Origin of the sequence: Telluribacter sp., from assembly GCF_035998675.1 — a bacterium.
In the GTDB taxonomy this organism is placed as follows: Bacteria; Bacteroidota; Bacteroidia; order Cytophagales; family Spirosomataceae; genus Telluribacter.
On record NZ_DASYHI010000024.1, the window covers coordinates 286,743 to 312,118 of the forward strand.

Genomic DNA, 25,376 nt, shown 5'->3' on the forward strand with positions numbered 1-25,376 from the left:
AAGTGACTCTTTTGCGTGTTTAGCCATGCTTACACCAGGAAGCTCTGTAACTGCTACAAAGGCATTGTTTGATTACTAAGATGTGCCTATTACTCAAATATAGCAAATAGCCACCATTCTTTTACTAGCCTGGTAAGTACCTCCCCCTACTCAAATCGCCTCCCCTCCGTCACGCCCTTCCACTTATCGGTCCGGAAAGGCGGGGCGGGCAGGCCTTCGGCGTTGTAGAGGTTGGCGTCGGTGGGGGAGTTGGACCAGCCGTAGCGTACCGCCGCGGGGGTAGGTACCTGCGGGTGCGACACCACTACTGTAGTACCTTCTATTTGAGCGGAGGCGTAGTAAAACTTCCCGTCGGCCCCGGCTATTTCAAAGCCTTTAAGGTACCCGTATTTGTCTATGGTAGTAAGGCCACCACCTATGTTATCGAAGTTCAGGATGGCCTGGCCATTTGTAAAGCGCACATTTTTATAGGTGGGGCCGCTGTATACTACATCCATGTCGTAGGCTACCTTTAGGGCCGCCAGCGCCAGCCGCTTGCCTACATCCTGCTTGTTGGTGGGGTGAATATCGTTGGGGTTGCCGATGTCAGTCGTCACAGCCATGCCGGTTTTGGGCATCTGAAGGGTCATGGCCTGGGCTTCGCGGAGTTCAGCCCAGTCGCTGCCGTCGTTGCTGCTCTGGTTGCGGCCGTAATTGGCCAGCTGCACAAACAGGAACGGAAATTCGTAGCCCCAGTCCTGTCGCCAGTTGTTGATCAGGAGCGGGAAAGACTGACGGTATTGGGCGGCCCGGCCCGCGTTGCTCTCGCCCTGGTACCAGAGCGCGCCCGCAATGGTGTAGGGTACCAGCGGGGCGATCATAGCATTGTAAATAGTGGTACCTACGTTGTTCATGAAGTGGTCGTAGGTACGTGTGCCCTTCCAGGAAGGTACCATATTCCAGCGGGTATCTACCAGCGGAATACTGGTACCGGCTCCTTTGACAGAAAAGTTGGCGGGTGCACCCATAAAGCCCATACCGAAGTACTGCGGTTCGCGCATAGGGCTCATTTTGATAAGCAGTGAGTTCCCGCCCGGCTGCCAGGTACCGGCGGGGAGCTTGAGCTCAATAGGCTCTTTAGTAGTACCTTCGTATACCTTCTTGCCGTTAATGTAGAAGGTCAGATCGCCGGTATTGCGGCCAAAGTTCAGGGTGGTTTCAGTGGAGGTCAGTTCGGCCGGTACATCCACCGTACGCTGCACGTAAGCTGTGCCCCGGTAGCCCCCAACGCCCTGCCACACCCACTGGCCCATCGGATTTACTTTCAGTTTCCATTGGCTGTAATCGTAGCCGGGCTTGAGGTAGGCGCTTTCGTCTACGGCGCTGATGTTGTAGGTGTCGGTACCGTACACCTGCCTGATGAGCTTTTTCTCCTGAATTTTGGCGTCTTCTTCCCAGCTGCGGGCCATGGTCCGGGGGTAGTAGTTCAGTACGTCCGATTCCTTCATAGCCTTCTCGCTGATCCAGCCTTCTACCTGCGAGCCACCCCACGACGAATGCACCAGCCCCACGGGTACGCCCAGTTTCTGCGAAATATCACGGGCAAAGAAGTACCCTACCGCCGAAAAATCGCCCACAGTAGCCGGGGAAGCTACTTTCCACTCACCCGATTTCAGGTCCTGTTCCGGCTCGAATGCCAGCTCGTGCGCTACTTCAAAGTGCCGGATGGTGGGGTAGTTGGCCGCCGCTATCTCAGCTTTGGCGTTGTCGGAGTTTTTTACCCGCCACTCCATATTCGACTGCCCCGACAGCAGCCACACCTCGCCTACCAGTATATCGTTCAGGGTAATCTGGTCTTTTTTGCCTTTTATTATGAGCTGGTAGGGACCGCCCGCGGGCATGGTGGGTAAATCGGTCATCCACTTGCCGTCGCTACCGGCTTTGGCGGTGACGGTACGGCCATTTAGGGTAACAGTTACTTTTTCACCTTTATCGGCCCAACCCCATACCATGATGAGTTTATCGCGCTGCAGCACCATGTGGTCACCAAAGACTCGCGCTACTTTAAGCTGCGCGAAGGTCAGGCTGGAAGAAAGAAGAACAACAATAAGGGGAAGAAGGCGTCTTGCTAGCATAAGTATAAACCGGTTCAGGCCTGGGATAGGTGTGACAATATACAGGTACTTATAACCCGTTTCCCGGCCAGATTTACTCATAGAAGTAGGCAGGAGGTACTTTATCTACGAAAAAAGTACCTGGGCGGGCCACCGCAGCGACAACTATTTACCGTCCGGCCACAACGCCCGGGACTGCATCATCAGAAAAAACTTACTAACTTCGCTCCAAATCAGTCAATACCAACCGCTAGTATGAGTCAATCAACCTCGTCTCGTAAAATACACTTCATTTCCATTGGGGGGAGCATCATGCACAACCTCGCCATAGAGCTACAACGCAAGGGTTTTGTTATTACCGGCTCCGACGATGAAATCTACGAACCTTCGCGTACCCGCCTGGGCAACCACAACCTGCTACCGGCCGAAACCGGCTGGTTTCCCGAGAAAGTGACGACAGATCTGGAAGCGGTAATATTGGGTATGCACGCCCGGCAGGACAACCCCGAGTTGCTCAAAGCCCAGGAACTGGGGCTGAAAGTGTATTCGTACCCGGAGTTCATATTTGAGCAAAGCCGCGATAAACAACGCGTAGTAGTAGCCGGCAGCCACGGCAAGACCAGCATTACGTCCATGATCCTGCACGTGCTGCGGTACAACCAGCGTAACTTTAACTTCCTGGTGGGGGCGCAGCTGGAAGGCTTTGACAACATGGTGCGGCTGGATGAGGAAGCTCCCGTGATTGTAGTGGAAGGCGACGAGTACCTTACTTCTCCGCTCGACCCTACCCCCAAATTTCTGCACTACCAGGCGCACATTGTACTGGTGAGCGGTATTGCCTGGGACCATTTCAATGTCTTCCCGACCTGGGAGGCCTACGTGAAGCAGTTTGAACTCCTGGCCGACAGCCTGCCCAAAGCGGGGGTCATTGTATTTGACGAAACGGATGACCTACTGGATGTAATCGGGCAGAAGGAACGCCCCGACGTTACCAAAATACCCTACGAAGCGCATCCGTACAAGGTAGCAAACGGGCAGACCTTCCTCAAAACCAGCAGCCAGGGCGAAGTACCTTTGCTGGTATTCGGCGAGCACAACATGAAGAACATCAGCGGAGCGCGGCATGTGTGTGAGCGGCTGGGTATTACCGATGAGGAGTTTTACCGGGCTATCCAGACCTTCAAGGGCGCTTCGAACCGGCTGGAGCTACTGGGCAAAAATGGGCAGACCATAGTATACAAGGACTTCGCTCACGCGCCCTCCAAGGTAGAAGCCACTACGAAGGCCGTGAAGGAGCAGTTTCCGAAGCGGAAGCTGGTGGCCTGCGCGGAGCTGCACACCTTCAGTAGCCTCAACAAGACTTTCCTGAGCCAATACCGCGAAAAGTTTGATGCCGCCGATGTAGCGGTTGTATTTTACAATCCCCAGACCCTCGAGCACAAGCGTCTGGAACCTATCACCGAGCAGGATATTCGTACCGCCTTCAAGCGCAACGACCTCAACGTATTTACGGACCAGCAAGCACTACGGGATTTTCTGATGAACCAGTCCTGGGAAGGTGCCAACCTGCTGATGATGAGCTCAGGTACCTTTGGCGGTCTGGACCTCAAAGCCCTGGCGGCGGCGATAGTGGGATAGCTGGTAGGTATTAGCTTTATGGATATTTATTCATCAATGAAAAAGCTAACGCCTGACGAAGAGGTACTTACGCATCTTGATGATTGGTACGCCTTAACCAAACCTAACCAGCTAAGGGCTATTTGTCCTTGCCTAAAATAGGTTGACCACAAATCAACTTATGACTATGGGAAATTTAAAAGTAAAAAGCGGAAAAAGTACCAAGTTCGAATTCCGTAAACGCCGGGTGTTCAGTGAAGCTTTCAAACGCGAAAAAGTGGCCGAGATCACATCAGGCAAGATCACGGTGCTGGAACTGAGTCGGCTGTGGGATGTACGTCCCTGGGCCATATATTTGTGGATATACAAATACTCACCCAATCACCAAAAAGGCACAACGATGGTCGTACAGAAAGACAGCCAAGCCGACAAGGTCAAAGACTTGCTGGCCCGCATCGCGGAACTGGAACGGATTGTGGGCCAGAAACAACTCGCGATTGACTTCCAGGACAAGCTCATCGAGATCGCCTCGAAAGAATTGTCGATGGACCTAAAAAAAAATTTCAGTCCCAAGTCATAGAGATTTACCGGCAGAACCCGGCCAAACACCCCTATTCGATGAACCGGATTTACTCACATTGTGGCATCAGCAAGCAAGCCCACCACCAGTCGTTGCAGCGCCTACAGGCCTGCCAACAGCAAGAGCGCGTGATCGTAGGGCTGATGTTGGATATCCGGCAGATCCACCCGGGGATGGGCCTGCGGACGATGTACGAGCTCTACCAACCCGAATCGGTAGGGCGTGATGCCTTCATCAGCATGGGCCTCAAATATGGACTACGGACCAAATTAGTCAGAAATAAGACCCGCACTACCTTTTCCAGCCCTTACAGCCGCTACCGCAACCTGTTGACCGACAAGATTATCAACGGCATCGACCAGGTTTGGACCAGCGACATCACTTACTTTGATCTCAACGGCCAGTTCTTCTACATCGTCCTGATGATGGATGTGTACTCCCGGCGCATCATTGGGCATTCGGTGGCCGATCACATGAGAGCCACCAACAACCTGCAGGCCTTGCGCATGGGCTTGCTGACCCGGAAGAAAACTGATTTTCGAAACGGACTCATCCACCACTCAGATCGAGGGGGGCAGTACGTCAGTGGTGATTATGTGGGCTTGCTAGGGGCAGCCAACATCCGCATCAGTATGTGCGACCAGGTCTACGAAAACGCCCATATTGAAAGAGCCAATGGAACCATCAAGAACCAGTACCTGATTCACCGCCAAATCACCAACTTTGACCAGTTGGTGAAGGAACTCAATAGGGCCGTAAGCACTTACAACACGCTCAGGCCTCATTCAGCCCTGGGGAATTTGACGCCTTGCGCGTTTGAACAGCATATCAAAGAACTGCAAGCCTCTAAAAGGCCTCGCTTAACTATCTGGACCTGCAATCAACTCAATTATTTAAATCCAAATCAATGTTTTATTCAATTTTAAGTCGTTTTATTCTTGTTCTATAACGGTCAACCTATTTTAGGCAATGACAATTTACCTAAAAGCTAAAAACTAACACCTAATAACTAAAAGCTAACAGCTAATAATGAACTCAGTAGTAGTATATTGTGGGTCTAATCCGGGAAATAAGCCGGTTTATAAAGAAGTAGCGCACAAGCTGGGAAAGCAGCTGGCCGCGAGAAATACTAAAGTGATTTATGGCGGTGGTAATCTGGGACTGATGGGTACCATCGCCGACGGAGTGCTGGAAAACGGCGGGGCCGTAACGGGTATTATCCCCAACTTTCTGGCGAAGCTGGAAGTGGCGCACAAGACGTTATCAGAAATCCACTTTGTCGATACTATGCACGAGCGCAAAGCCAAAATGGTATCCCTCTCGGACGGGGTGATAGCGCTGCCGGGTGGCTACGGTACCCTCGACGAACTGTTTGAGATACTGGCCTGGTCGCAGCTGCGGATTTTCCACGGACCCGTAGGCTTGCTAAACGTCAACGGTTTCTATGACCACCTGCTGATACATCTGGACAAGATGGTTGAGGAGGGTTTCCTGCGGCCGGAAAACCGTGACCTGCTGCTGATAGCCGACACCGCCGACCAACTGCTGGAAAAGATGGAGGCCTTTCTGGCCAACCGGGAGGAAAATAAGACGCTGGATACATCGTTGTATCTTACAGATCCGCCTAAGTAGTTATAGCTGAGTCCAAAAAATAATGCGTACCGTATCCCTCTTCCTCGCCACTTTTCTTTTAGTGTCCCTCTGCGGAGCTCAAACCCCCGCTCCCAGATTCGAGAATCTGGGGCAGGGGATTAATTCTGAGTTCAATGAGATTGGTCCGGTTATTTCGCCCGACGGAAAAACCCTGTACTACGCCCGCATCAGCCACCCGCAGAATACCTTCGGGGACAAAGGAAGTCAGGATATCTGGTACTCCGAAAACCAGAACGGACAGTGGTCACCGGCGCGGCGCCTGCCCGCGCCGCTCAATAAGGAAACATACAACAGCCTCTACAGCATTTCACCCGACGGCAATACCGCCCTGCTGAAAGGCGCCTACGTGGCTGGCCGCTACGAAACCCGGGGCTTCTCCATTAGTCAGCGTACGGCAAAAGGCTGGTCGGCTCCGCAAAAGCTGGACATACCCGGCTACGAAAAAATGAGCAAGGGGCAGTTTGACTGCGGGTACCTGTCAAACGACGGCAAAGTACTGGTGATGGCTTTCAGCGAGAAGAAAAACAGCAAGGATGACGATATTTACGTAAGCTTTAAGGAGAAAAGCGGTAAGTGGACCAAACCCCTCAATCTGGGGCCGGAGATCAATACGGATGACTTTACCGAAACTACCCCCTTTCTGGCTCCTGATGGCGTTACGCTGTACTTCTCGAGCAACCGCCCCGGCGGGCAGGGTAGCAACGACGTGTACTACACCAAGCGCATCGACCGAACCTGGAAGCGGTGGAGCAAGCCGGTAAACCTGGGGGCCGGTATCAATACCGACGGCTACGACGCCTACTACACGGTATCAGCGGCGGGCGACTACGCCTACATGACGTCCTTTAAAGAAACCCTCGGCAAAGGCGACGTAGTACGCATAGACCTGCGCCCCAAAGTACAGCCGGGCGAAACCCAACCCACCGAACCCGTGGCACCAGCCCCCGATCCGGTGGTACTGCTCAGCGGAAAGGTAATTGACTCAAAAACCGGCAAACCCGTAGAAGCCCAGATTATTTACGAAGACATGGCCACCGGCGAAGAGGCTGGTACCGCTACCACTAATCCGCTTACCGGCGAGTACAAACTGGTACTGCCCTACGGCAAGAAGTACAGCATGCGGGCGGTGGCACCCAACTTCATTGCCGAAGGGGAAAACGTAGACCTAACCGACTCTACCACGGCTCTGCAGGGCAAAGGCTACCGCGAGATCAACAACAAATCGCTGAAGCTGGTACCCATTGAGGAAGGACAAATAGTACGGTTGAACAATATTTCCTTTGAATTTGGAAAATCTACCCTGCGTACCGAATCGTTCTCGGAACTGGACCGCATTGCCCTGACCATGAATCAGAACAACAAACTGTTTATTGAGCTGGGCGGCCATACCGACAACGTAGGTAGTGACGCCGCTAACCTCAAGCTCTCGCAAGACCGCGCCGATGCCGTTCGGGAGTACCTGATCGGCAAGGGTATTGAGCCCGACCGGGTAGCCAGCAAAGGCTACGGCGAAAGCCGCCCCCTGGTCACCAACGAAACGCCCGAGGGGCAGGCTGCCAACCGCCGGGTGGAGTTCACTATCCTGAAAAAGTAATGAAGTACTTAAGTACTTAGTACATTGCTAAGTAGGGCGGAGCGTTGAGAAGGCTGGTTGATTCAATCCCGGCCCCGTTGGTTGCTGGTCTATACAATTCATCTTTGCTAAATGCGAGTTCAGCCTTTTTTTTGCCTGTTTTGTAAAGTATAGCATTGGTACCAATGGTGAAAGTAAATAGTTTTACATTCTACCACTAAGACTGTTTACCTATGAATGTTTTCATAATAGAAGACGAAGAATTAGCTGTACGCAAACTGACAAGATTATTGCAGGAAGTTGATCCTACGTTGAACGTAGTAGGAACGGCTCCGAGCGTACGGGCCTCGGTAAAATGGCTGGAAAGTAACATGTCTGATCAGGCCCTGGCTCCGGATCTTATTCTGATGGATATTGAACTGGCCGACGGGCAAAGCTTTGAGATCTTTGAGCAGACTACCGTTTCGGCCCCGGTAATCTTTACCACCTCTTATGATGAATACGCCCTTCGGGCCTTTAAGGTAAACAGTATCGACTACCTGCTGAAGCCCATCAAGCGGCACGAACTGGAAGCCAGCCTGGAAAAACACAAACGACTCACTTCCGGGACCGAAATCTCTTCCCGCGTGTCTATTGACGCTCTGGTGCAGCAACTCCGGCAGCAGGTAACTCCCGCCGACTACCGGCGTCGGTTCCTGGTGCGGCATTTGTCGCAGTGGGTACCCGTGGAAGTAAACGACATTGCCTTTTTTTATTCCGAAGCGGGAGTCAGTCTGTTCCGTACACGTACGAACCAGAAATTTTCCCTGGATTATGCGCTGGACGACCTGGAAGCCATGCTTGATCCCGAGCAGTTTTTTCGGGCTAACCGCCAGTACATTGTCAATATCAACTCGGTGCAGCAAATACACCCGTACTTCAACAACAAACTGAAACTGTCCCTGAAACCCGATACCGACGATGAGGTACTGGTGAGCCGTGAACGGGCCACGGACTTCAAAAAATGGATGGGAAAATAGTTAGCTTAGTTCGGCTATTCTTTCGGTGCTAACCAGCGGCATACTTACTACAAACCATTGGGGTTGTTCTTCAATGGTTAATTCTCCTTCATTCAACAATCCGTAGCGAACCGTCAGGTTAGTAAGCCCGGCTCCGGTGGTTTCCACGCGGAGTGGCTTTCGCTGGAGGGTATTGGCTACGTACAGGCGCCGGTCGGCGGTGGTATAAATACGGATATGCAGGGGCTGTTCGGGCAGAATGATGTTGTACCGCACGGCGTTTTCGACCAGCATTTGAAGCGTCAGCGGCGGGATGAGCAAAGACTCCTGCGCCGGGTCAATGGACAGGTCAAGAACGAGTCCGGCGGGGTATCGTACCTGCAGCAAGTGGCCAAACGAACGAATAAATTCCACCTCTTCGGCCAGTGGTACCAGGTGGCGCTCACTGGCCTGTAACAAGTACCTGAAAACCGACGTTAGTTCGTCCAGAAAAGCGTCGGCCCGGTTGGGACATTCACTGATAAGCGACGACAGCGAGTTGAGGCTGTTGAACAGAAAATGCGGATTGACCTGGTGCTGCAGTGACCTGAGCTGACTCTGCAGCGACACCTTTTCCAGGGTGTTGGTTTCTACCGTTTCGCGATGCCACTTCCGGAGTACATACCAGCCTTCGTAAATGATTAAATAAATAAAATTGTGAAAAAACTGAATACCAATGCTGCGGCTTATCTCGGCGGTATCGGTGAAATATAGAAACTGGCCTTCAATAAAATAACGGACTGAGTGGCGGACAAACCAGGAGACTGCCACCAGCAGGGGCATGAAAGTTAGCAGCCAAAGCAACCGCCGGCGCGTGTTGCTCAGGCCGGGACAATACCGCTGAATACGCAGAACGGCCCAGCGCGCTACCTGCCAGCTAAAGATACCGGCTGCCAGTTCTACGGAGTCGTTGAGCAGAATGGTGGTCCAGGGCCAGCTGAAGAAATACCGGTTGAGCCGAAAAAATATAGCTACAAACGCAAACAGGCACACCGGGCCCAGCAGTCGGAGTCGGGTATCGTTGAGTGGCTTCATGAGACTGACCTGGTTTGGGGCTTGTTACTCAGCAGCGGGAGGGTAACTGTAAAAAAACCGTCCTGTTCATGCATCGAGATGGAATGGCCGCTCAGCAACCGGTACTTGGCGGCAATATTGGCCAGCCCCACCTTATGGGAGTGGGCGGCCATGTTTTTCCGCTGCAGGTTGTTGCGCACCACCAGCGTTTGTCCCTGCGTCTCAATGCCGACTACCAGCGGCTGCTCAGGCAGAATGACATTGTGCTTCACCGCGTTTTCTACCAGTAGTTGCAGGGTCAGCGAGGGCATGCGGAGGTCCAGTTGCCAGTCTTCTACCGAAATACGCAGGTCAATACCCGCCCCGTAACGGGTTTTGAGCAGTTGGAAGTACGAATTGATAAACTGTAATTCGCGGCCCAGGGTGGTCAGCTCCTGGTCGTTGGATCGCAACAGGTAGCGGTATACGTTACTGATTTCGTCCACAAAGTCTTCGGCCTGCCGGGGATTTTCGTGAATCAGCATGGAAAGAGAATTAAGGCTATTAAACAGGAAGTGCGGGTTAATCTGGCTTTTCAGCGCGTCAAGCTGGCTCTGGAGCTTATTTTTTTTAAGTCGCTCATTCTGCTCATAGGCTTGCTGCCAGGCTTGCAAGCCATAACTACCCTCATAGATAGCATAGTAAATGCAATGATAAAAAATCTGGATCCCCAGTGAATAAGTATATTCAGGAAGTGTTTCATTAACAAAGGCAGCATTGTTAAAAGCAATATGGGCCATCTGCCGGATCAGCCAGGCGAAGTGAACCAGTACTGGCAAAAGCAGGGCCATCCAGACCAGACGCCGATAAAGGTTGTCTATGCCCGGATACTTTTTTTGCAGAAGTAGTACTATCCAACGCGTCAGGTTCCAGCATAAGTAGCCCGCACTCAGCGCAATCAGGTCCGTTCTAAGAAGTTTATCTGCAGAAAAATTAAAGTACCAGTTCAGCCGAAAGAACAGTGCACCTATCAGGAACAGGATAATCGGACCGATAAGTCGAAGTTTTCTGTCGTCGGCTGGTTTCATCCGTAGAACATGAGTTAGTATTAGTGGGTACTGATTTTTCCGTAAAATCTTATACGCTCGCTTCAATTAAAGGCAGCGTCACCACAAACTGTCCGTTGTCTTCCCGTATAGACGGACTTACCTGGTTCAACACCTTATATTTACTCAGAATATTGGTAAGGCCTACCCCGTTGGAAGCTACCCGAACCTTCTTACGCTGTACGTTATTCTGAACCATCAAGTGTCCTTCATTATCCGTTACGATATCAATGACCAGAGGCTGGTCGGGTAGTACTATGTTATGCTTGAAGGCGTTCTCCACCAGTAGCTGCAGCGTTAGGGGAGGGATCTTATACGTCTGGTACTGCTTGCTGATATTGATATTTAACTGTATTCCATTTCCGAGGCGGGTTTTTAATAAGTGGTAGTAGGAGTTTATAAAGTCCAGTTCGCTCTCCAGCTTGATCAGGTCTTGCTCGTTGGAGCGGAGCAGATAGCGGTATACCGTACTGAGTTCTTCCAGAAACACCCGGGCCTGCGGCGGATCATCCTCAATGAGTGAATCCAGTACATTCAGGCTATTGAACAGAAAATGCGGATTGACCTGCTGTTTCAGGGCATCGAGCTGGCTTTGTAGATTGGCTGCCCTCAGCATTTCCCGCTCCTGCTCGGCCTGCCGAAGTTGTTTTTCTTTGAGCGACGATTCCCGGATAAAAAACAGTATTTCGTAGATGGCCTGAAAAAAAAGGAAGTTCGTAAAAGCCATCACAAAGTCAAACCCGAACAAGCTCAGCGATATGGTCATCTTGTTGAGCGTAATTCTGGCCGTTTGATGGGAGGTCTCATAGCTGGTAAAATCTCCAAAAAGTATCCAGAAACGTATCGCCCCCATAAACCGGATAATGATGTTAGAAGCAATACTGCCGGTCAGGAATGTCAGGAACAGCCGTTTCGGGAGGAGTTGTTTTTGCGGATATCTGTTTCGGAAGTGGAGGATCAGAAACCGGTTAACATGCCATATTAAAACGATGGACAAAAAGGAGACTAAGAAGCTAGCCACTAGTTTCCCCGTCAGTGGTTGCTGGTTATAGTAGTTAGCGAAGTAGCCTATTACCGTCAGCAGGCTTATTCCTGTAATGCGTAACCACTTGTCGTCCAGTTTATTTAACGTATGAGGAGTCATTAAATCAATAAAGTATGGGAAATCTATATAAAGATTAACACAAATTTTCATTTTTTAACCCCTGCCCTGCTATGAAACGGAAAAAGCCGCTGATGAAGCGGCTTTTTCCTCCTATGATCCGTCATTTTTTAGTTACCTCCCGGTCTAATTGTAAGCCTCCCGGTCTAATTGTAAGCCTCCCGTGGTTTTGGTCCGGGCCAGAGCATTATTCTTATCCTGTAATTTATTTCAGCTCCTTCAACCACGTACTAGCCAGGTCACGGGCTGCCATTACGGGCTCGCGCCCAATGCGGTATAGCTGTTTCCATTCCCGGGGCTTAGCGCGGTAGTCGTCCCTGTCAAATTCAACCCGGTAGCCTTGTTTCTCAGTTTTAGCGTCAAAATCAACTGATTCGGCTAGTGCGATAAATTCGCGAAGCTTTTTACGAAGTACAGCATTCGGATTCTTCTCGGCCTGGTATTTGGCCTTATTAGCCCGCTGTTCCTCGGCTTGTGCTTTGGCCTTAGCTAGTCGTTCTTCCTCGTCTTCCATACCATGTGCCAACTGACGGGCCATTGACCCTTTCATGAAGGCCAGGTACCGGGTCTTAAACTCCTCAGGTTTTGTAGTCGCAAGTGGCTGTATCTGCCTCAGTTCCGTCATTTCACGATTCAGAGCGGCCTTACTGGCTGCATCGGCATGGCTTAGTTGCTCCTGGATCTGGGCTAGCTGATCAGGCAGCATGAGGGCAAGGAATTGGGGGGGCATTGTGTTAAATGCCTCCATGGTTTGGTTCAACTGCTCATCCATTACTGCTTTCAGGTCGGCGGAGGTCATATTTTCTGCTGGATTGGGCGAATCGATGATGTGATACTTGCCCCGCAGCCAGCTGTCGTGACGACTCTTGAAATCATCAGATTGTACATAGGCCCGTACTATCGGAAACAAGGCTCGTACGGCCGTTGCCCGCGCCTGGGCTGATAGTTGCCGGGCGGCCTGGCGACTTTCGTAAGACAGGTATAGAGACGGGTAGTCGTCGGTTAGGTGCTCAAATACCTGATTACTTACCTGCTCAGAGGAAAGTTTCAGATCCGTGAGTACATCAGCCGGACGGGTAGCTATTGCACTGGCAACAATGGCTATCAGAAGAATTTTTAAGGATGTTTTTTTCATGGCTTTTGTTAGTTGCTGTGTATTTACGAATTTCGGAGGCAAACTTGCGGAAAGTCGGAGGGGTATCCAACCTGAAAGCGTACGAAACGGTAAAAATGCGTAGTGAATCAGCCGGTTAGGTGGTTTAATGGAGAATAGGTAAGTACCTCCGCCAACGAGCCTTTTTTATTGCTGTCGGGGGAGGTACTTATCCATAAGTTAATTTCGGATTAAGCGATGAGGAGTTCTTCGTCTACCAGCGACTCGATGTAGTACATTGCCTGTTCATTGGCGTTGAGGGCCTCTAGCGACCGGCTCAACCTCCGCAGGTCTTGATGGTAGGAATCGAATACTATCCCGTATCGCCTGGCAAACTACTCTTCGATCAATACGTTGGTCTGGGCGTTGGCCTCAAAGGTATTGGCAGATGAAAGGTCAGTATTGGCGGAGGCACCTAAGCCCACAAACACACCGTAGCCACCGCTGCCGCTGATGAGGGTATTCTTGATGGTCATAGAGGTTCCGTCTCCATAGATAGCAATGTTGGATTTTTTGTCAGATACGAGTGTTTTGCTACCGGCATTTTTTACTTCTGCGTGTTGCAGGATATTCTTGTTTACCTGTGAGTAGCAGGCAATACCCCGCCAGTAGGCTGCCGTGCGATTGGCACTGGTAAATACTACCTTTTCTGTGGCCGTACCCTGGGCCGACATATAGCCGTCATTGCTTATCTCAATTAATGCATCACGGTTCATTTCCAGTGTTACACCAGGGTTTAGCTTCCAGCCCGAGTTGACTGTAAGTTCACCGTTGAGCCGGTAGGGAGTTTTATCGGCGAAGGCCTTCCACTCTATTTCCTTATTGCCTTCAAGGCTCGATTCCAGGATCTCCACCACATTGCGCCCGTTACCCCCGGTAAATTTGGAAGCAGCGTCAAGCCGGGAAACGTTCATGGCGTCCACCATGATACCTGCCTCGGTGTTATTAGTGAAAGAGTTTTGAGAGAATTCCAGAAGGATGGCTCCCTCATATACATACATTCCGTAGCCGTCGTTTTGAGAAAACTGGCTGTTTTTAATGGTAATCTGGGACTCACTACCCCCATATACGAGCAACGCCGCTTTGATATCACTGTGCACGGGGCGGCTGCCGGTGTGCATGATTTCCACATGTTCCATTATATTGAGGTTGCTGCCCGAATAGAGGGCGATACCCGCCCAGTAGCCTTTGGTTTTCTGTACACCCACAAACTTTATCTTTTTGTCGGACTGCCCTTTGGCAATCAGGTACCCACTATCTTGTATATTCATATATACATCGCGCTCAAAGGCAATTACCACCCCCGGTTTGATAGTGAGTTCAGAGTTAACATCAATGGATTTTGTCACAATGTAGTCTGGCAGGTCAGGGTTAGCCAGGCGATCCACCAGGGTAGTTTTTTCAGTAATGTTTTCACTAATGACCAGTGGTTCTGACATAGAGGCCTTGATCAGAACCTTGTCAGTGGCTTTTCCATTGGAGCTGGTTACCGTCAGCTCCAGTTCGTACTCACCTGTTTCGTCGGGCTTAAAGGTTGGGTTAGCAGTTGATGCATCAGTGATTTTCGCTGCGCTGGTAGCTGGCTGGCGGACTAAGCTCCACCCGTAGGTTAGGGGTTTGCCCTGGCTGTCGGACGAGCCCGAGCCGTCGAGCGTGACTACCTGTCCGACCTGGACTGCCTGATCCGGACCGGCATTGGCGGTGATAGACTTATTGAGGTCTAGCTCGAGTTGCTTCTCACAGCTGGTCATTAAAAAAAGGCCGGCGAGCATAAGCATGATCCACCTTCCTGAAACGGCAGATACCAGTAGAGAAAAACGATACTTTCTGGAGGAAATAATTTTTTCAGTTTTCATAATTTTGGAAATAGTTTTCATGGTTTTAGAAATGATTTTTAAAGGTTTATTGACATTATGTATCTGTATGGCCGGTGGGGCAGCCAGAGCAGTCTGCTGTATGATCAGTGGAATGGTTGTGCCTGGAGATGTCGGTGGCCTTCAAAGACCATCGATATAGGTTTTGATTGCAGATTTGATTGACCTGCCGGGAACTTGTATCGTTTACAAAGAAAGATGTTATTGAACCTGACTGACCCGCTTCATACGGAACACCCCTTTTATGGATGCTGTACCCATTTTGGCCGGTGGGCTTGTGTTGATCCAGCCGGCAGGTTCTACGGTGAAGGTACCTACCGCCCAGGTTTCGTCCGAATTATCAACTTTTAGAAAGCCGCCACTTACCGAAGGTTCTGATCCATACAGATGCTGATATATTAGGGGGCCTTTTACGATATTGAAAGCTACGTCGGCACTTTTAGTCCAGCGGAAAGTACCGGTTGGGGTACCTTTCCAGCCTACGGAGGCGTATTCAGTCCCGTTTTGACCAAGAACCACATTATGGGTGGTGTTGATATTAGCACCTCCCGGATAGGTTTTCCACTCTCCACCGTTAATCTGGACTGAAATTCCCTCGGGGGCAACAAAGACATTGGTCACTAGCCGCAGGTCTTTATATACCTTTCCCTCAATGGTAGTAGATATATTCAGAAATACAGTAATAGCGGCGGGATTAAGGGCCGGAATGCGTGCAGGGGCATAGTAATCGCCTTGGTTATGCTGATGCGCGAGGGTACCTTCCCCGGCTAAGGACCATTTTTCAATGTACTTGGTAGAGACAAGTGTAGGGAGTGGTACAAACAAATCGTCATCTTCGGACTTCACAGTCTGGAACACTCTAAGGTGAAGGTTATCGCCGGGGTTGAGGAAGGAGTTAGCCGGATAGATGAACAATTTCTGAAACAAGCCCCAGTCACTGAAGTGTGAGGTTTGTACAGTTACGGTATGTGCGGTAGTATCTATACTTTTTACAGCTGGCATTTGCCAGGTACCTTTATCGTTCTGGTAGGCTACACGCAGCAATGCAGGGGATGAGCCATTGGCATCAGCTTCGCTGTACTGAAAGGTAATAAAGGCCGGCTTGGCAAAGGTAATTCCGTGGGGCTCCAGCCGGAAGGCCTGCCCCTTGCCACCGGGACAGTTGTTACCAATGGGCTGCACCGATATAGTCTGGTTAGTAGATAAGGCTCCGGCCGGAATGGCGATCTGAATCCGGTTGTCGGCCGATTTGATGGTACCACCGGCCGGACCGATTGTGGCGGTGAGGGCGTTTCCTTCGGGCTGTCCGATAGGCGTAACGGCACCGGTGGGGGGCTTGGGAGTAGGATCGACAGTTCCCGGATCGGTGTTGCAGGAGAAAAGCAATAGGCTGAGCATGATGCCCAGAAGCGGTGAGAACAAATTTTTCATGGCTAATTATGTATTTATTTTGACGAAACAAAATTCTAATTCTGTTACCGGTTAGCCAGCAGCAGATGCTTTGAACCAGCATATTTCATGTTTGAAATGCGCAAAAGAGAAGTTTGAGAGTGAAGTGACATGTACCAGGCCAACATTGCCAGGGGGTCTTAAACTAACCGTAAGGGCTATTGATGTCATAGTCCGTATAAGTGAACCGGTAGCTTTGAATGTGCTGATAAAGTGGGGTACCTATTGTTCAATAACTTTGGCTGTTCCTTTTTATTTAATAGTGAGCGTCTTGTCTTTACAATTGTGTATTTTTGATTCCCGGATTGAGAACGACGGTATCCATAGATGAAACTACCCGCTTTTTCCCGCTATGACTGGCTACTACAGCTTATTGTGCTGCCTATTTATATCATTATATATAACTGGCTGCTCATAGGAAATAATTACTGGCAAAGTTGGACAACATTTGGACTAGCGACGGGTATTACGTTGCTGATTTCGATCAGCAACTGGTATTGCAATAGCTTCATCAACATACAGATCCGGAATCGGTACATTAATCTTCAGCACTATACGAAGCGGGCTGTTCTGGGGTTTATTATTGCTTCGGTTAGTTCGTGCCTGCATTACAGCATACCGTTTCTGCTTTATCAGTGGAACAATTTGCCTGGCTTTGTACCTGATCCCTTCCGATTGGGGCTGGCATTGCTGTCCGCTATTATTGCCGTGGCCATTCTTACTGCTATATATGAAGGCATCCATAACTTTGAATATTGGCGACATTCGCGTCGGAAGGCTGATCAACTCAGCAAGGCCCAGTTACAGGTTCAGCTTGACTCGCTCCGCCAGCAGGTCAATCCTCATTTTTTGTTTAACAGCCTCAATTCACTCATATCTCTTATCGACGAAGATCCCCGTCAGGCCGGGGTATTTGCTGAAGAACTCAGTACCGTATATAGATATCTTTTACGGAGCAATGAAAATCCTTTGGTACCTTTAACCAACGAACTTGAATTCGTTCAGTCGTACTACAACCTACTGAAAACCCGCCACGGCGATTCTCTGACGCTGGTCACGCTCATACCGCCCAGTGCGGAAGCCCGCCAGATTCCTCCTCTGACGCTGCAGTTATTAATTGAAAATGCAGTAAAGCACAATATCATCCTGCCCGACCAGCCACTCACCATTGTACTGACAGCCAATGAGCAAAAACTGATGGTGAGTAATAATTTGCAGCGCAAGTCCGGTCAGGTTCTTTCTAACGGGGTAGGACTGAATAATATCCTGAGTAAGTACCAGATATTGGGACAGCCCGTTCCGACCTTTGAAGAAGATGGGCAGGAGTTCCGGGTGACCCTTCCTTTGGTCTGATATTTAGTCCGTTATCCTGCTGTCATTTTTCTGCCAATACTCTTTTTGCTCCTTCTTATTTTCATTGCTTCCCAGCAGTATCCGGTTAAAACCCGGCTTTCTTTTCAGGTAACCTCGAGTCCATTCAAGTACCCAAATCAACAGTTCACGAGCCCATTTTTCCAGTTGAGGCAGCGGTCTATTTCTGAATTTGGTTTCGGGCTGCACCTTTGCATCACCGGACGTCAAAACCACCGGGTATTCTGAAAAACTTTAAATCTATTAGCCATGAAAAACTTTAATTACTTCCGTTGCATCCCCGTGTTGATGCTCCTGCTGGTCGCCTCTCTTTCGGCCTGCGAAAAGAACAAAGAAATCGTTGCCCCTGACGCCGCTACTACCGTAGCCGGACAGTACACCTACTCGGAACTGAACCTCAATGGAAAGACACTGCCCGCCAGCCAGACCGACCTGAAAGGTACCGTAAGCCTGACCCGCGAAACAGCAACCAGTGTAACAATGGTACTTAACATCCGGATGAAGAGCGACAACAGCGAGTTCCTGGTTGATAATCTGGATGAAACCGAAGTAGTGGATCTGGGCAGCGGACTGTACAGCCTGCGATTGGAAGGGCAGGAGTTTGCGCAGATAAAGGATAAAAAGCTGACCATTAAAGGAGTGGATACTGGTGGAGTGTCCTTCTCAATCGCTGCTACAAAATAACCCATAGCTTTTACCTTTTATAGCCATGAAATCATTCAAAAAATTATTCCTGCCGGCAATGGTAGCGCTTATGCTGGCCGGGTCTATGACGAGCTGTGCCACCGTTTTTGGTGGAAAAGTTACCGAAAGTCAAAAACGCCGACCTGCCCCGGGAGAGCCACGCCGTGAGATGAGGATCGGGGCTCTGGTAGCTGATATCCTGTTGTTTCCGCTGATCAGTATCCCCGTGGATCTGGCTACGGGAGCTATGTACAAGCCCCGGACCGCCCCAACTACTGCCCAGCAGATAAAAACAGCGGAGACTGCCGCCAGCGAGGCAAGGAAAAATTAGCACGCATTAGTATAGGTTGATTGGTCAAAAAAATCCGGCATATTGTGCCGGATTTTTTTTATTGTAGGGGTATATGCTGGGGCCTGTATGACCGCCGTAGTTCACATTTATGGGAGAGGCTTGCAAATTTTACGGCTTCGCCTAACTTTGACCTCCGAAAGGCGTTATGTAAAGTACCATCATAATTGCAGTAAATTTCCACCAATGACAACCGAAGACACCGTAGATATACCTCAGCGGCCCGCACGGGCCTTTATTGGCGAGGAATTTGAGCTAAAAAGCTGGGAAGATCTCCGGCCTTTTTATGAGAATCTAAAAAACCGGAAGCTGAAAAGTACTGATGACCTGCGGCAGTGGTTCCGTGACCGCAGCGAGCTGGATTCGTACCTGTCCGAAAACTTTGCCTGGCGCTACATCCGCCAAACCTGCGATACCGCCAACAACGAGCTGGTACAGGCTCTGCAGTTCTTTATTACCGACATACAACCCCACCTGGCGGCTTACAGCAACGAGCTGGATAAAAAAGCGACCGAAAGCCCCTACCTGCCCGAGCTCCGGGACCAGGGCTTTGAGGTGGCCGTGCGGGGCATGAAAAAAGCCATTGAAATATTCCGGGAGGAGAACATCCCGCTGCAGACCCAGATGCAGACCGAGGAACGAAAATACGGCGCTATAGCCGGTGCTATGACCGTCACGCTGGATGAGGAGGAGATGACCCTGCAAAAAGCGGCCGATCGACTGCAGTCTACCGACCGGGCCGTGCGGGAAGAAGCCTGGCGGGCCATCAGCGAGCGCCGGTACGAGGCGCACGACGAGCTGGACGGGCTGCTGAATAAGCTGGTGGAGCTGCGCCATCAGGTAGCCCGCAACGCCGGTTTCGACAACTTCCGCGACTATATGTTTGCGGCCCTCGGGCGTTTTGATTACAGTCCGCAGGACTGCTTTGATTTTCATGAGGCCGTTACCGAAGCGGTAGTACCTTTACTGAACGACACGGCTCTTGAGCGTAAAGAAACCCTGCAGCTGGAGTCGCTCCGCCCGTGGGATACCAAAGTAGATATACAGGGCCGTCCGCCGCTGAAGCCCTTCCGGAGCGGACAGGAGTTGCTGGACAAAACCATCCGCTGTTTTCAGCGCCTGGACCCTTTCCTGGCCAATTGTCTGCGTATCATGAAAGCCATGGGGCATCTGGATCTGGAGTCAAGAAAGGGAAAGGCACCGGGCGGCTACAACTACCCGCTGGACGAGAGCGGCGTACCGTTCATATTTATGAATGCCACCTCCAACCTGCGCGACATGATTACGCTGCTGCACGAAGGTGGCCACGCGGTACACTCGCTGCTTACCCGCGACCTGACGATCAATGCGTTCAAGCATCCGCCTTCGGAGGTGGCTGAGCTGGCTTCCATGTCCATGGAGCTACTGACTATGGACTTTTGGGACGAGTTTTTTACCAACGAAGAGGATCTGCGCCGGGCCAAGATCCAGCACCTGGAGTCTATCATCGAGACCCTCCCCTGGGTAGCTACTGTTGATAAGTTTCAGCACTGGATGTACGAGCATCCGGAACACAGGCCGCAGCAGCGTACCGAAGCCTGGGTACAGATTTACCAGCAATTCAGCGATGATGTCACAGACTGGTCCGGGTTAGAACGGTTCCGGGAGTACCTGTGGCAGCGGCAGTTGCACATTTACGAGGTACCTTTCTACTACATCGAATACGGTATTGCACAGCTGGGAGCTATTGGTGTCTGGAAAAACTACCGCGAAGACCCCCAGGCCGGACTACAGGGCTACCTCGACGCCCTCAAGCTGGGCTATACCGCCCCGATTGGTGAAATATACGCGGCGGCCCGGGTACCCTTTGATTTCTCAAAAGAGCACATTACCGAGCTGATGGATTTTGTGAAGAAGGAATTGGAACAGTTAAAAATTTAATAAAAACGCGCCGGAGCCATTTGGTGGTTTTAGAAAAGGCCGTTACTTTTGCACAAAATCTATAGACAAGTACACAAATGAAACTCAGAAAGATAGCCGCCCTGGTGGCAGGTGTAGCTTTACTGTCATCCTGCGACTACCAAAAATATAATCGGATTGAGCAGGACGATGTACGTGAGGGAAGCAATCATATATACGGTGCTCACCCCGATTCGGCGGCCAGTCAGTTGACTAGCCGATACGAAGATAATCCGGATATGGACAAGCGTGCCACTGCTATCCGTGAAAAGCTGTTTGCAGAAACGCCCGGCGCAGCAAGTGCTACCACTTCCCGGCTGGATTCCGCCGCAGGACAACAGGCTAATCAGCAGGCACAGTAAGCAACAACTAGTGGATATAATAAGGCAGTGCTTCCTAAAAAGTACTGCCTTCTTCTTTTATTTGGGGTTGTGTTCAAAACAAAATCCGGAAATAATAGTTGAACGGGAGGGGTATACGAGTAATGCTCCTACATTTAAAAAATTTGCTTTATTTTACCCTCTACTTTCTGAAGAGGCGTCATTAGAACAAAACATATCCATCTAAACATAAAGTACTATTTACTATGAACGTAGCATTGGTTACCGGTTCAGCCGGCTTGATAGGAAGTGAATCGGTGGCTTTTCTGGCCGAAAAATTTGATGTGGTAGTAGGGGTTGACAACAACCTGCGGCAGTACTTCTTCGGCGCCGACGGCAATACCGAGTGGAACCGCAACCGCATCTCCGAAGCTTTTTCTAACTACAAGCACTATTCGGCCGACATCCGGGAGGTAAGCCAGCTGGAACCGATCTTCAAAGAATATGGAGCCGATATCAAACTCATTGTTCACACCGCCGCCCAGCCTAGTCATGACTGGGCCGCCCGCGAGCCCTTTACCGACTTTAGCGTGAATGCTACCGGTACACTGAACATGCTGGAGATGACCCGCCTGAACTGCCCCGATGCGGTCTTTATCTTTACCTCTACCAATAAAGTCTACGGCGATAACCCCAACTACCTGCCGCTGGTCGAGCTGGAAACCCGCTGGGAGATTGACGAAAGCCACCCCTACTACAAAAACGGCATTGACGAGCAGCACAGCATTGACCACACCAAGCACTCCATATTCGGCGCTTCCAAGGTAGCGGCTGATATTATGGTGCAGGAGTATGGTCGGTACTTCGGCATGAAGACGGGCGTCTTCCGGGGCGGCTGCCTGACGGGCCCCAACCACTCGGGCGCTCAGCTGCACGGCTTCCTGGCTTACCTGATGAAGTGCGCCATCACCGGCAATCACTACACCATTTTTGGCTATAAAGGCAAGCAGGTGCGCGACAACATTCACAGCCACGACCTGGTGAACATGTTCTGGCACTTCTACCAGGACCCCCGTCCGGGTGAGGTGTACAATGCCGGCGGCGGACGTTTTGCCAACTGCTCCATGCTAGAAGCCATTGCGCTTTGTGAGCAGATATCGGGCAAGAAGATAAGCTACTCCTACTCGGATACCAACCGCATCGGCGACCATATCTGGTACGTCAGTGACCTCTCCAAGTTCAAGTCGCACTACCCGGGCTGGAACTGGGAGTACGGCCTGGAAGAAACCCTTTCCCAGATCCACGACGGTATCGCCGCCCGACTGGCCGGACAGGTTGTTTAATTCATAAAGTAGCAAATGCCCGAAAAGTACGTTATTATCATTCCCCAGTTTAACGACTGGGAAGCCCTGAATTTACTGATTGAAAAGCTCAATGAAGACGTGGAGGCCACTACGTTGGCTAACACGTCTTTATTGGTGGTGGATGATTGCTCCTCCCGGGACCGGACGGAGCCCTTTGTGAAGTTTAACGGTACGGGTATTCAGGTACTGAGGCTCTTTAGAAACCTGGGCCATCAGCGGGCCATTGCCATCGGGTTATCCTACGTAGCCCGCGAAATGGACTGCGACAAGGTCATTGTAATGGACGCCGACGGAGAAGACGCCCCACGCGACATCAACCATCTGGTTCGGAAGTCCCTTGAGCAGCCGGGGAAAATCATCTTTGCCCGGCGTACCAAGAGACAGGAAAATACGCTGTTCCGCGTTTTCTATATTATCTATAAGTCTATCTTTAAATTGCTGACGGGTAAGGTTATTACCTTCGGTAATTTTAGCCTGGTACCCCGGCGGCGCCTGCAGAATCTGGTGCGGGTGTCGGAGATTTGGAACAACTACCCGGGGGGGGTAATCCGGTCGCGCATTCCATACGATGATGTACCCATTGAGCGGGCCAAAAGACTCGCCGGTGAGAGTAAAATGAATTTTGTGTCGCTGGTCCTGCACGGCCTGAGTGCTATCTCGGTACTTATAGATACTACGGCGGTCCGTATTCTGATATTCTCCCTCTGGATGTCGGGGCTGGTCATGGCTTTTATCTTTATCATTATTTTTCTTAAAGTTATTGGAAACGCTACGCCGGGCTGGGCCTCTACGCTGGGTACTACCCTCCTGATTGTCATGCTGCAGTCGTTTCTGATCTCATTGTTTCTGGTATTTATGGTACTGCAGTACCGTACCCAGCAGCACTTCATCCCTGCCATCCACTACCGTGACTTCATTGAAGGGGTCGAAACTGTAGCCTGATATAGATGCTTACCTTTGATTATTCTCCCGTTGTGTACTGGGCCGCAGGCTACGCACTAGCCGGAGCAGTAGTGTGGGCGGGGGTATTTCGTCGGTTTTCCAATCTGCTCTTTCTTTGCCTGAGCATGGTGTTGCTGGTTATGATGCGGCTCCCTGCCGTGGTCATGAACCGGGAACTGAATCCCGATGAAAGCCAGATGATCAGCCACGGCATTACCCTTTATTTCAGCCCGGTTTACTGGCAATCGGTGGATGGTACTACCATTGGGCCGCTGGATAATTACTGGCTGGTACTGCCGCGCCTGCTGGGTTTTCAGATTGACTATACATCGGCTCGTGTCATGGGGCTGCTCTGCGCGGTGGGGGCTTTGCTCTTCTTCTTTGGGGCTGTTCGCCGCTGGTTCGGGACCAGTACCGCGCGGCTGTCGTTCCTGTTTCCGCTGCTCTTTTTATCGTTTACCCAGGAGGCCGACTATATCCATTATTCCAGTGAGCAGCTACCGGTTTTGTTATTGGGTCTTTGCCTCTGGTTATTAGCCGGATTGTCAAGCGGCACGGTGCCGGCCGCCCGGCAGGCGTACCTGCTGGGGTTTGTAGCCGGCATGGTACCCTTTTCCAAGATTCAGGCCGTGCCTCAGGCGGTGGTGCTGGCCTTAGCGGGCATCTGGATCACGTACCGGTACTTCCGGTCGGCCGGACAGTTCAGGCCCCTGCTCGCTATTTTGTTGGGTGGTCTTTCTTTTCCGTTACTGACTACGGCCTGGGCCCTCTACCATGAGGTATTTGACGACATGATTGACTTTTATCTGCTGGGAAACGCTATTTACGCGGGCAATAGTAGCTTCACGGACATTCCGGCCTACCTGGCCAGGCTACTGACGCTCAGCCCCGACTTCCTGACGTACACCCTGGTACTTGTGGCCCCTATTGGTATGGGTATACTAACCTGGCTTCGCTCCGGAGCAGGGCCGGGCAAACCCCGGGAAGCTTTCCTGCCGGTACTTTTTATCGGATATCTGTTGGCAGCCTTTTATGCCGCTACCAAGTCAGGCAATCCTTTCGTACACTACCTGACCCTCTGTATTCAGCCGCTGGCCCTGGTGGCGGTGTGCGGGCTGCACTGGCTACGAAAGCAAAAAGCAGTAGGAGCTTTGGTACTGGCGGGACTGTGGATAGGGTGGTTTGCGGGGACCGATGCGCTGTCTTTTCTGCGGCACCGGCGTGTCAACGAGTACATGTCGGTGGGGGCTACTTCACTACCGGTGAGCGCGCTGGTGCAGGAGCTGAACAAGTACACACAGCCGGACGACTACATGGTGGTGTGGGGGTGGCAGAATAAGTACTATGTAGAAGCACAACTACCCCACGGGACGGCCGAAAACCACTCGGAGCGGAGTATCTATGCGCATCCTTTGCGTGAAACCTACCGTGCCCGCTACATCAGCGACATGAGAAGAAACCAGCCGGTGGTATTTGTAGATGCCGTGGATAACAGCCTCTGGCTGGGTGACCGGGCCACCGAAGGCTTCGAAAGTTTTCCGGAACTGGCCCGGTTAGTCAAACAAAACTACCACTTTGTAGGTACCTTTGAAAAGAATTTACTCTATATCCGTAAGGACAGGTACCCGGCCGGACGTTAATCCTGGGCATTTAGTAAGTCAGTAAGGGTGGTCTGATCCAGTACCGCCAGGTTGGCGTCGCGCCATTTCTCCATCACCAGCCGCAAGCTGCACGTTCCTTCGTCAACGCAGTCTTCGCACTTTCCATAAAAGTATAATGATACGCACAGGGTAGGGGCAATGGGACCGTCAATAATACGAAGTACCTTCGAGAACTTTACCTCTTCGGGAGGCATACGCAGCAGGTAACCGCCTCCTTTTCCTTTTTGACTTTGCAGGATACCGTTGTTGCGCAGGTCAAGCAGGATAGCTTCCAGAAACTTCTTGGGTATTTTTTCTTTTTCGGCAATATGGGATATCAGCACCGGGCCTTTTCCGTACTGCTGGGCCAGTACTTTTAAGGCTTTCAGGGCGTATTTGGCTTTCCTGGAGATCATGGAAGTGGAACTACTTATAAAATCTATATATCAAATATAGAAAAACTTTTCAAATGAGACGC

23 protein-coding genes are annotated in these 25,376 nt (G+C 50.9%); 15 read left to right on the forward strand and 8 right to left on the reverse strand.

Annotated features, from left to right (window positions below):
- Positions 1–146: 146 nt before the first annotated feature.
- Positions 147–2,114, reverse strand: a complete 1,968-nt coding sequence (locus VGN67_RS22905; protein ID WP_327489576.1) for a sialate O-acetylesterase — start codon at positions 2,112–2,114, stop codon at positions 147–149.
- Between the two features lie 234 nt (positions 2,115–2,348).
- Between VGN67_RS22905 and VGN67_RS22910 the strand changes: the two genes are divergently transcribed.
- From VGN67_RS22910 to VGN67_RS22935, 6 genes are all read left to right on the forward strand, one after another.
- Complete coding sequence (locus VGN67_RS22910; protein WP_327489578.1) at positions 2,349–3,731, forward strand: UDP-N-acetylmuramate--L-alanine ligase; 1,383 nt, start codon at positions 2,349–2,351, stop codon at positions 3,729–3,731.
- A 166-nt stretch (positions 3,732–3,897) separates the two neighbouring features.
- On the forward strand, positions 3,898–4,290 hold the full coding sequence (locus tag VGN67_RS22915) for a transposase (RefSeq protein ID WP_327489580.1): 393 nt from the start codon (positions 3,898–3,900) through the stop codon (positions 4,288–4,290).
- Between the two features lie 2 nt (positions 4,291–4,292).
- Positions 4,293–5,216, forward strand: a complete 924-nt coding sequence (locus tag VGN67_RS22920; protein WP_327490214.1) for an IS3 family transposase — start codon at positions 4,293–4,295, stop codon at positions 5,214–5,216.
- A 103-nt stretch (positions 5,217–5,319) separates the two neighbouring features.
- A complete protein-coding gene (locus VGN67_RS22925; RefSeq protein ID WP_327489582.1) occupies positions 5,320–5,922 on the forward strand; it encodes a TIGR00730 family Rossman fold protein in 603 nt (200 codons plus the stop codon).
- Between the two features lie 22 nt (positions 5,923–5,944).
- Positions 5,945–7,537 (forward strand): OmpA family protein, encoded by a 1,593-nt coding sequence (locus VGN67_RS22930; RefSeq protein WP_327489584.1) that lies wholly within the window; start codon positions 5,945–5,947, stop codon positions 7,535–7,537.
- A gap of 212 nt (positions 7,538–7,749) precedes the next feature.
- Positions 7,750–8,535, forward strand: a complete 786-nt coding sequence (locus VGN67_RS22935; protein ID WP_327489586.1) for a LytTR family DNA-binding domain-containing protein — start codon at positions 7,750–7,752, stop codon at positions 8,533–8,535.
- Here VGN67_RS22935 and VGN67_RS22940 read toward each other — a convergent pair whose 3' ends face one another.
- The 5 genes from VGN67_RS22940 to VGN67_RS22960 form a co-directional block, all read right to left on the reverse strand.
- A complete protein-coding gene (locus VGN67_RS22940; protein WP_327489588.1) occupies positions 8,536–9,588 on the reverse strand; it encodes a sensor histidine kinase in 1,053 nt (350 codons plus the stop codon). It lies immediately after the preceding gene.
- Positions 9,585–10,634 carry a sensor histidine kinase gene (locus VGN67_RS22945; RefSeq protein WP_327489590.1) on the reverse strand — a complete coding sequence of 350 codons (1,050 nt, stop codon included), beginning with the start codon at positions 10,632–10,634 and terminating at the stop codon, positions 9,585–9,587. The genes VGN67_RS22940 and VGN67_RS22945 overlap by 4 nt, the downstream gene beginning before the upstream one ends.
- Before the next feature lie 49 nt (positions 10,635–10,683).
- The gene (locus VGN67_RS22950; RefSeq protein ID WP_327489592.1) at positions 10,684–11,796 is read right to left on the reverse strand and encodes a sensor histidine kinase; all 1,113 of its coding nucleotides are present in this window, start codon (positions 11,794–11,796) and stop codon (positions 10,684–10,686) included.
- A gap of 223 nt (positions 11,797–12,019) precedes the next feature.
- On the reverse strand, positions 12,020–12,949 hold the full coding sequence (locus tag VGN67_RS22955; protein WP_327489594.1) for a hypothetical protein: 930 nt from the start codon (positions 12,947–12,949) through the stop codon (positions 12,020–12,022).
- 353 nt (positions 12,950–13,302) lie between these two features.
- Positions 13,303–14,745, reverse strand: coding sequence for a right-handed parallel beta-helix repeat-containing protein (locus VGN67_RS22960; protein WP_327489597.1), 1,443 nt, complete (start codon positions 14,743–14,745; stop codon positions 13,303–13,305).
- On the opposite strand from VGN67_RS22960, the gene VGN67_RS22965 reads away from it, so the two are divergent.
- Entirely contained in the window at positions 14,744–14,983 is a 240-nt protein-coding gene (locus VGN67_RS22965; protein ID WP_327489599.1) for a hypothetical protein, read from the forward strand. The genes VGN67_RS22960 and VGN67_RS22965 overlap by 2 nt on opposite strands.
- 59 nt (positions 14,984–15,042) lie before the next feature.
- Here VGN67_RS22965 and VGN67_RS22970 read toward each other — a convergent pair whose 3' ends face one another.
- Positions 15,043–16,272 carry a hypothetical protein gene (locus tag VGN67_RS22970; protein WP_327489601.1) on the reverse strand — a complete coding sequence of 410 codons (1,230 nt, stop codon included), beginning with the start codon at positions 16,270–16,272 and terminating at the stop codon, positions 15,043–15,045.
- A gap of 345 nt (positions 16,273–16,617) precedes the next feature.
- On the opposite strand from VGN67_RS22970, the gene VGN67_RS22975 reads away from it, so the two are divergent.
- The 8 genes from VGN67_RS22975 (at position 16,618) to VGN67_RS23010 (ending at position 24,898) form a co-directional block, all read left to right on the forward strand.
- A complete protein-coding gene (locus tag VGN67_RS22975; protein ID WP_327489603.1) occupies positions 16,618–17,643 on the forward strand; it encodes a sensor histidine kinase in 1,026 nt (341 codons plus the stop codon).
- 267 nt (positions 17,644–17,910) lie between these two features.
- A complete protein-coding gene (locus tag VGN67_RS22980; RefSeq protein WP_327489605.1) occupies positions 17,911–18,345 on the forward strand; it encodes a hypothetical protein in 435 nt (144 codons plus the stop codon).
- Between the two features lie 25 nt (positions 18,346–18,370).
- The gene (locus tag VGN67_RS22985) at positions 18,371–18,676 is read left to right on the forward strand and encodes a hypothetical protein (protein ID WP_327489607.1); all 306 of its coding nucleotides are present in this window, start codon (positions 18,371–18,373) and stop codon (positions 18,674–18,676) included.
- Between the two features lie 204 nt (positions 18,677–18,880).
- A complete protein-coding gene (locus VGN67_RS22990; RefSeq protein WP_327489609.1) occupies positions 18,881–20,614 on the forward strand; it encodes a M3 family oligoendopeptidase in 1,734 nt (577 codons plus the stop codon).
- Between the two features lie 77 nt (positions 20,615–20,691).
- Complete coding sequence (locus VGN67_RS22995) at positions 20,692–20,994, forward strand: hypothetical protein (RefSeq protein WP_327489611.1); 303 nt, start codon at positions 20,692–20,694, stop codon at positions 20,992–20,994.
- Between the two features lie 224 nt (positions 20,995–21,218).
- Complete coding sequence (locus VGN67_RS23000) at positions 21,219–22,295, forward strand: NAD-dependent epimerase/dehydratase family protein (RefSeq protein ID WP_327489613.1); 1,077 nt, start codon at positions 21,219–21,221, stop codon at positions 22,293–22,295.
- A 15-nt stretch (positions 22,296–22,310) separates the two neighbouring features.
- The gene (locus VGN67_RS23005) at positions 22,311–23,258 is read left to right on the forward strand and encodes a glycosyltransferase (RefSeq protein WP_327489615.1); all 948 of its coding nucleotides are present in this window, start codon (positions 22,311–22,313) and stop codon (positions 23,256–23,258) included.
- Between the two features lie 5 nt (positions 23,259–23,263).
- On the forward strand, positions 23,264–24,898 hold the full coding sequence (locus tag VGN67_RS23010) for a hypothetical protein (RefSeq protein ID WP_327489617.1): 1,635 nt from the start codon (positions 23,264–23,266) through the stop codon (positions 24,896–24,898).
- Here VGN67_RS23010 and VGN67_RS23015 read toward each other — a convergent pair.
- Positions 24,895–25,314, reverse strand: a complete 420-nt coding sequence (locus VGN67_RS23015) for an Rrf2 family transcriptional regulator (protein ID WP_327489619.1) — start codon at positions 25,312–25,314, stop codon at positions 24,895–24,897. The genes VGN67_RS23010 and VGN67_RS23015 overlap by 4 nt on opposite strands.
- Positions 25,315–25,376: the final 62 nt, after the last annotated feature.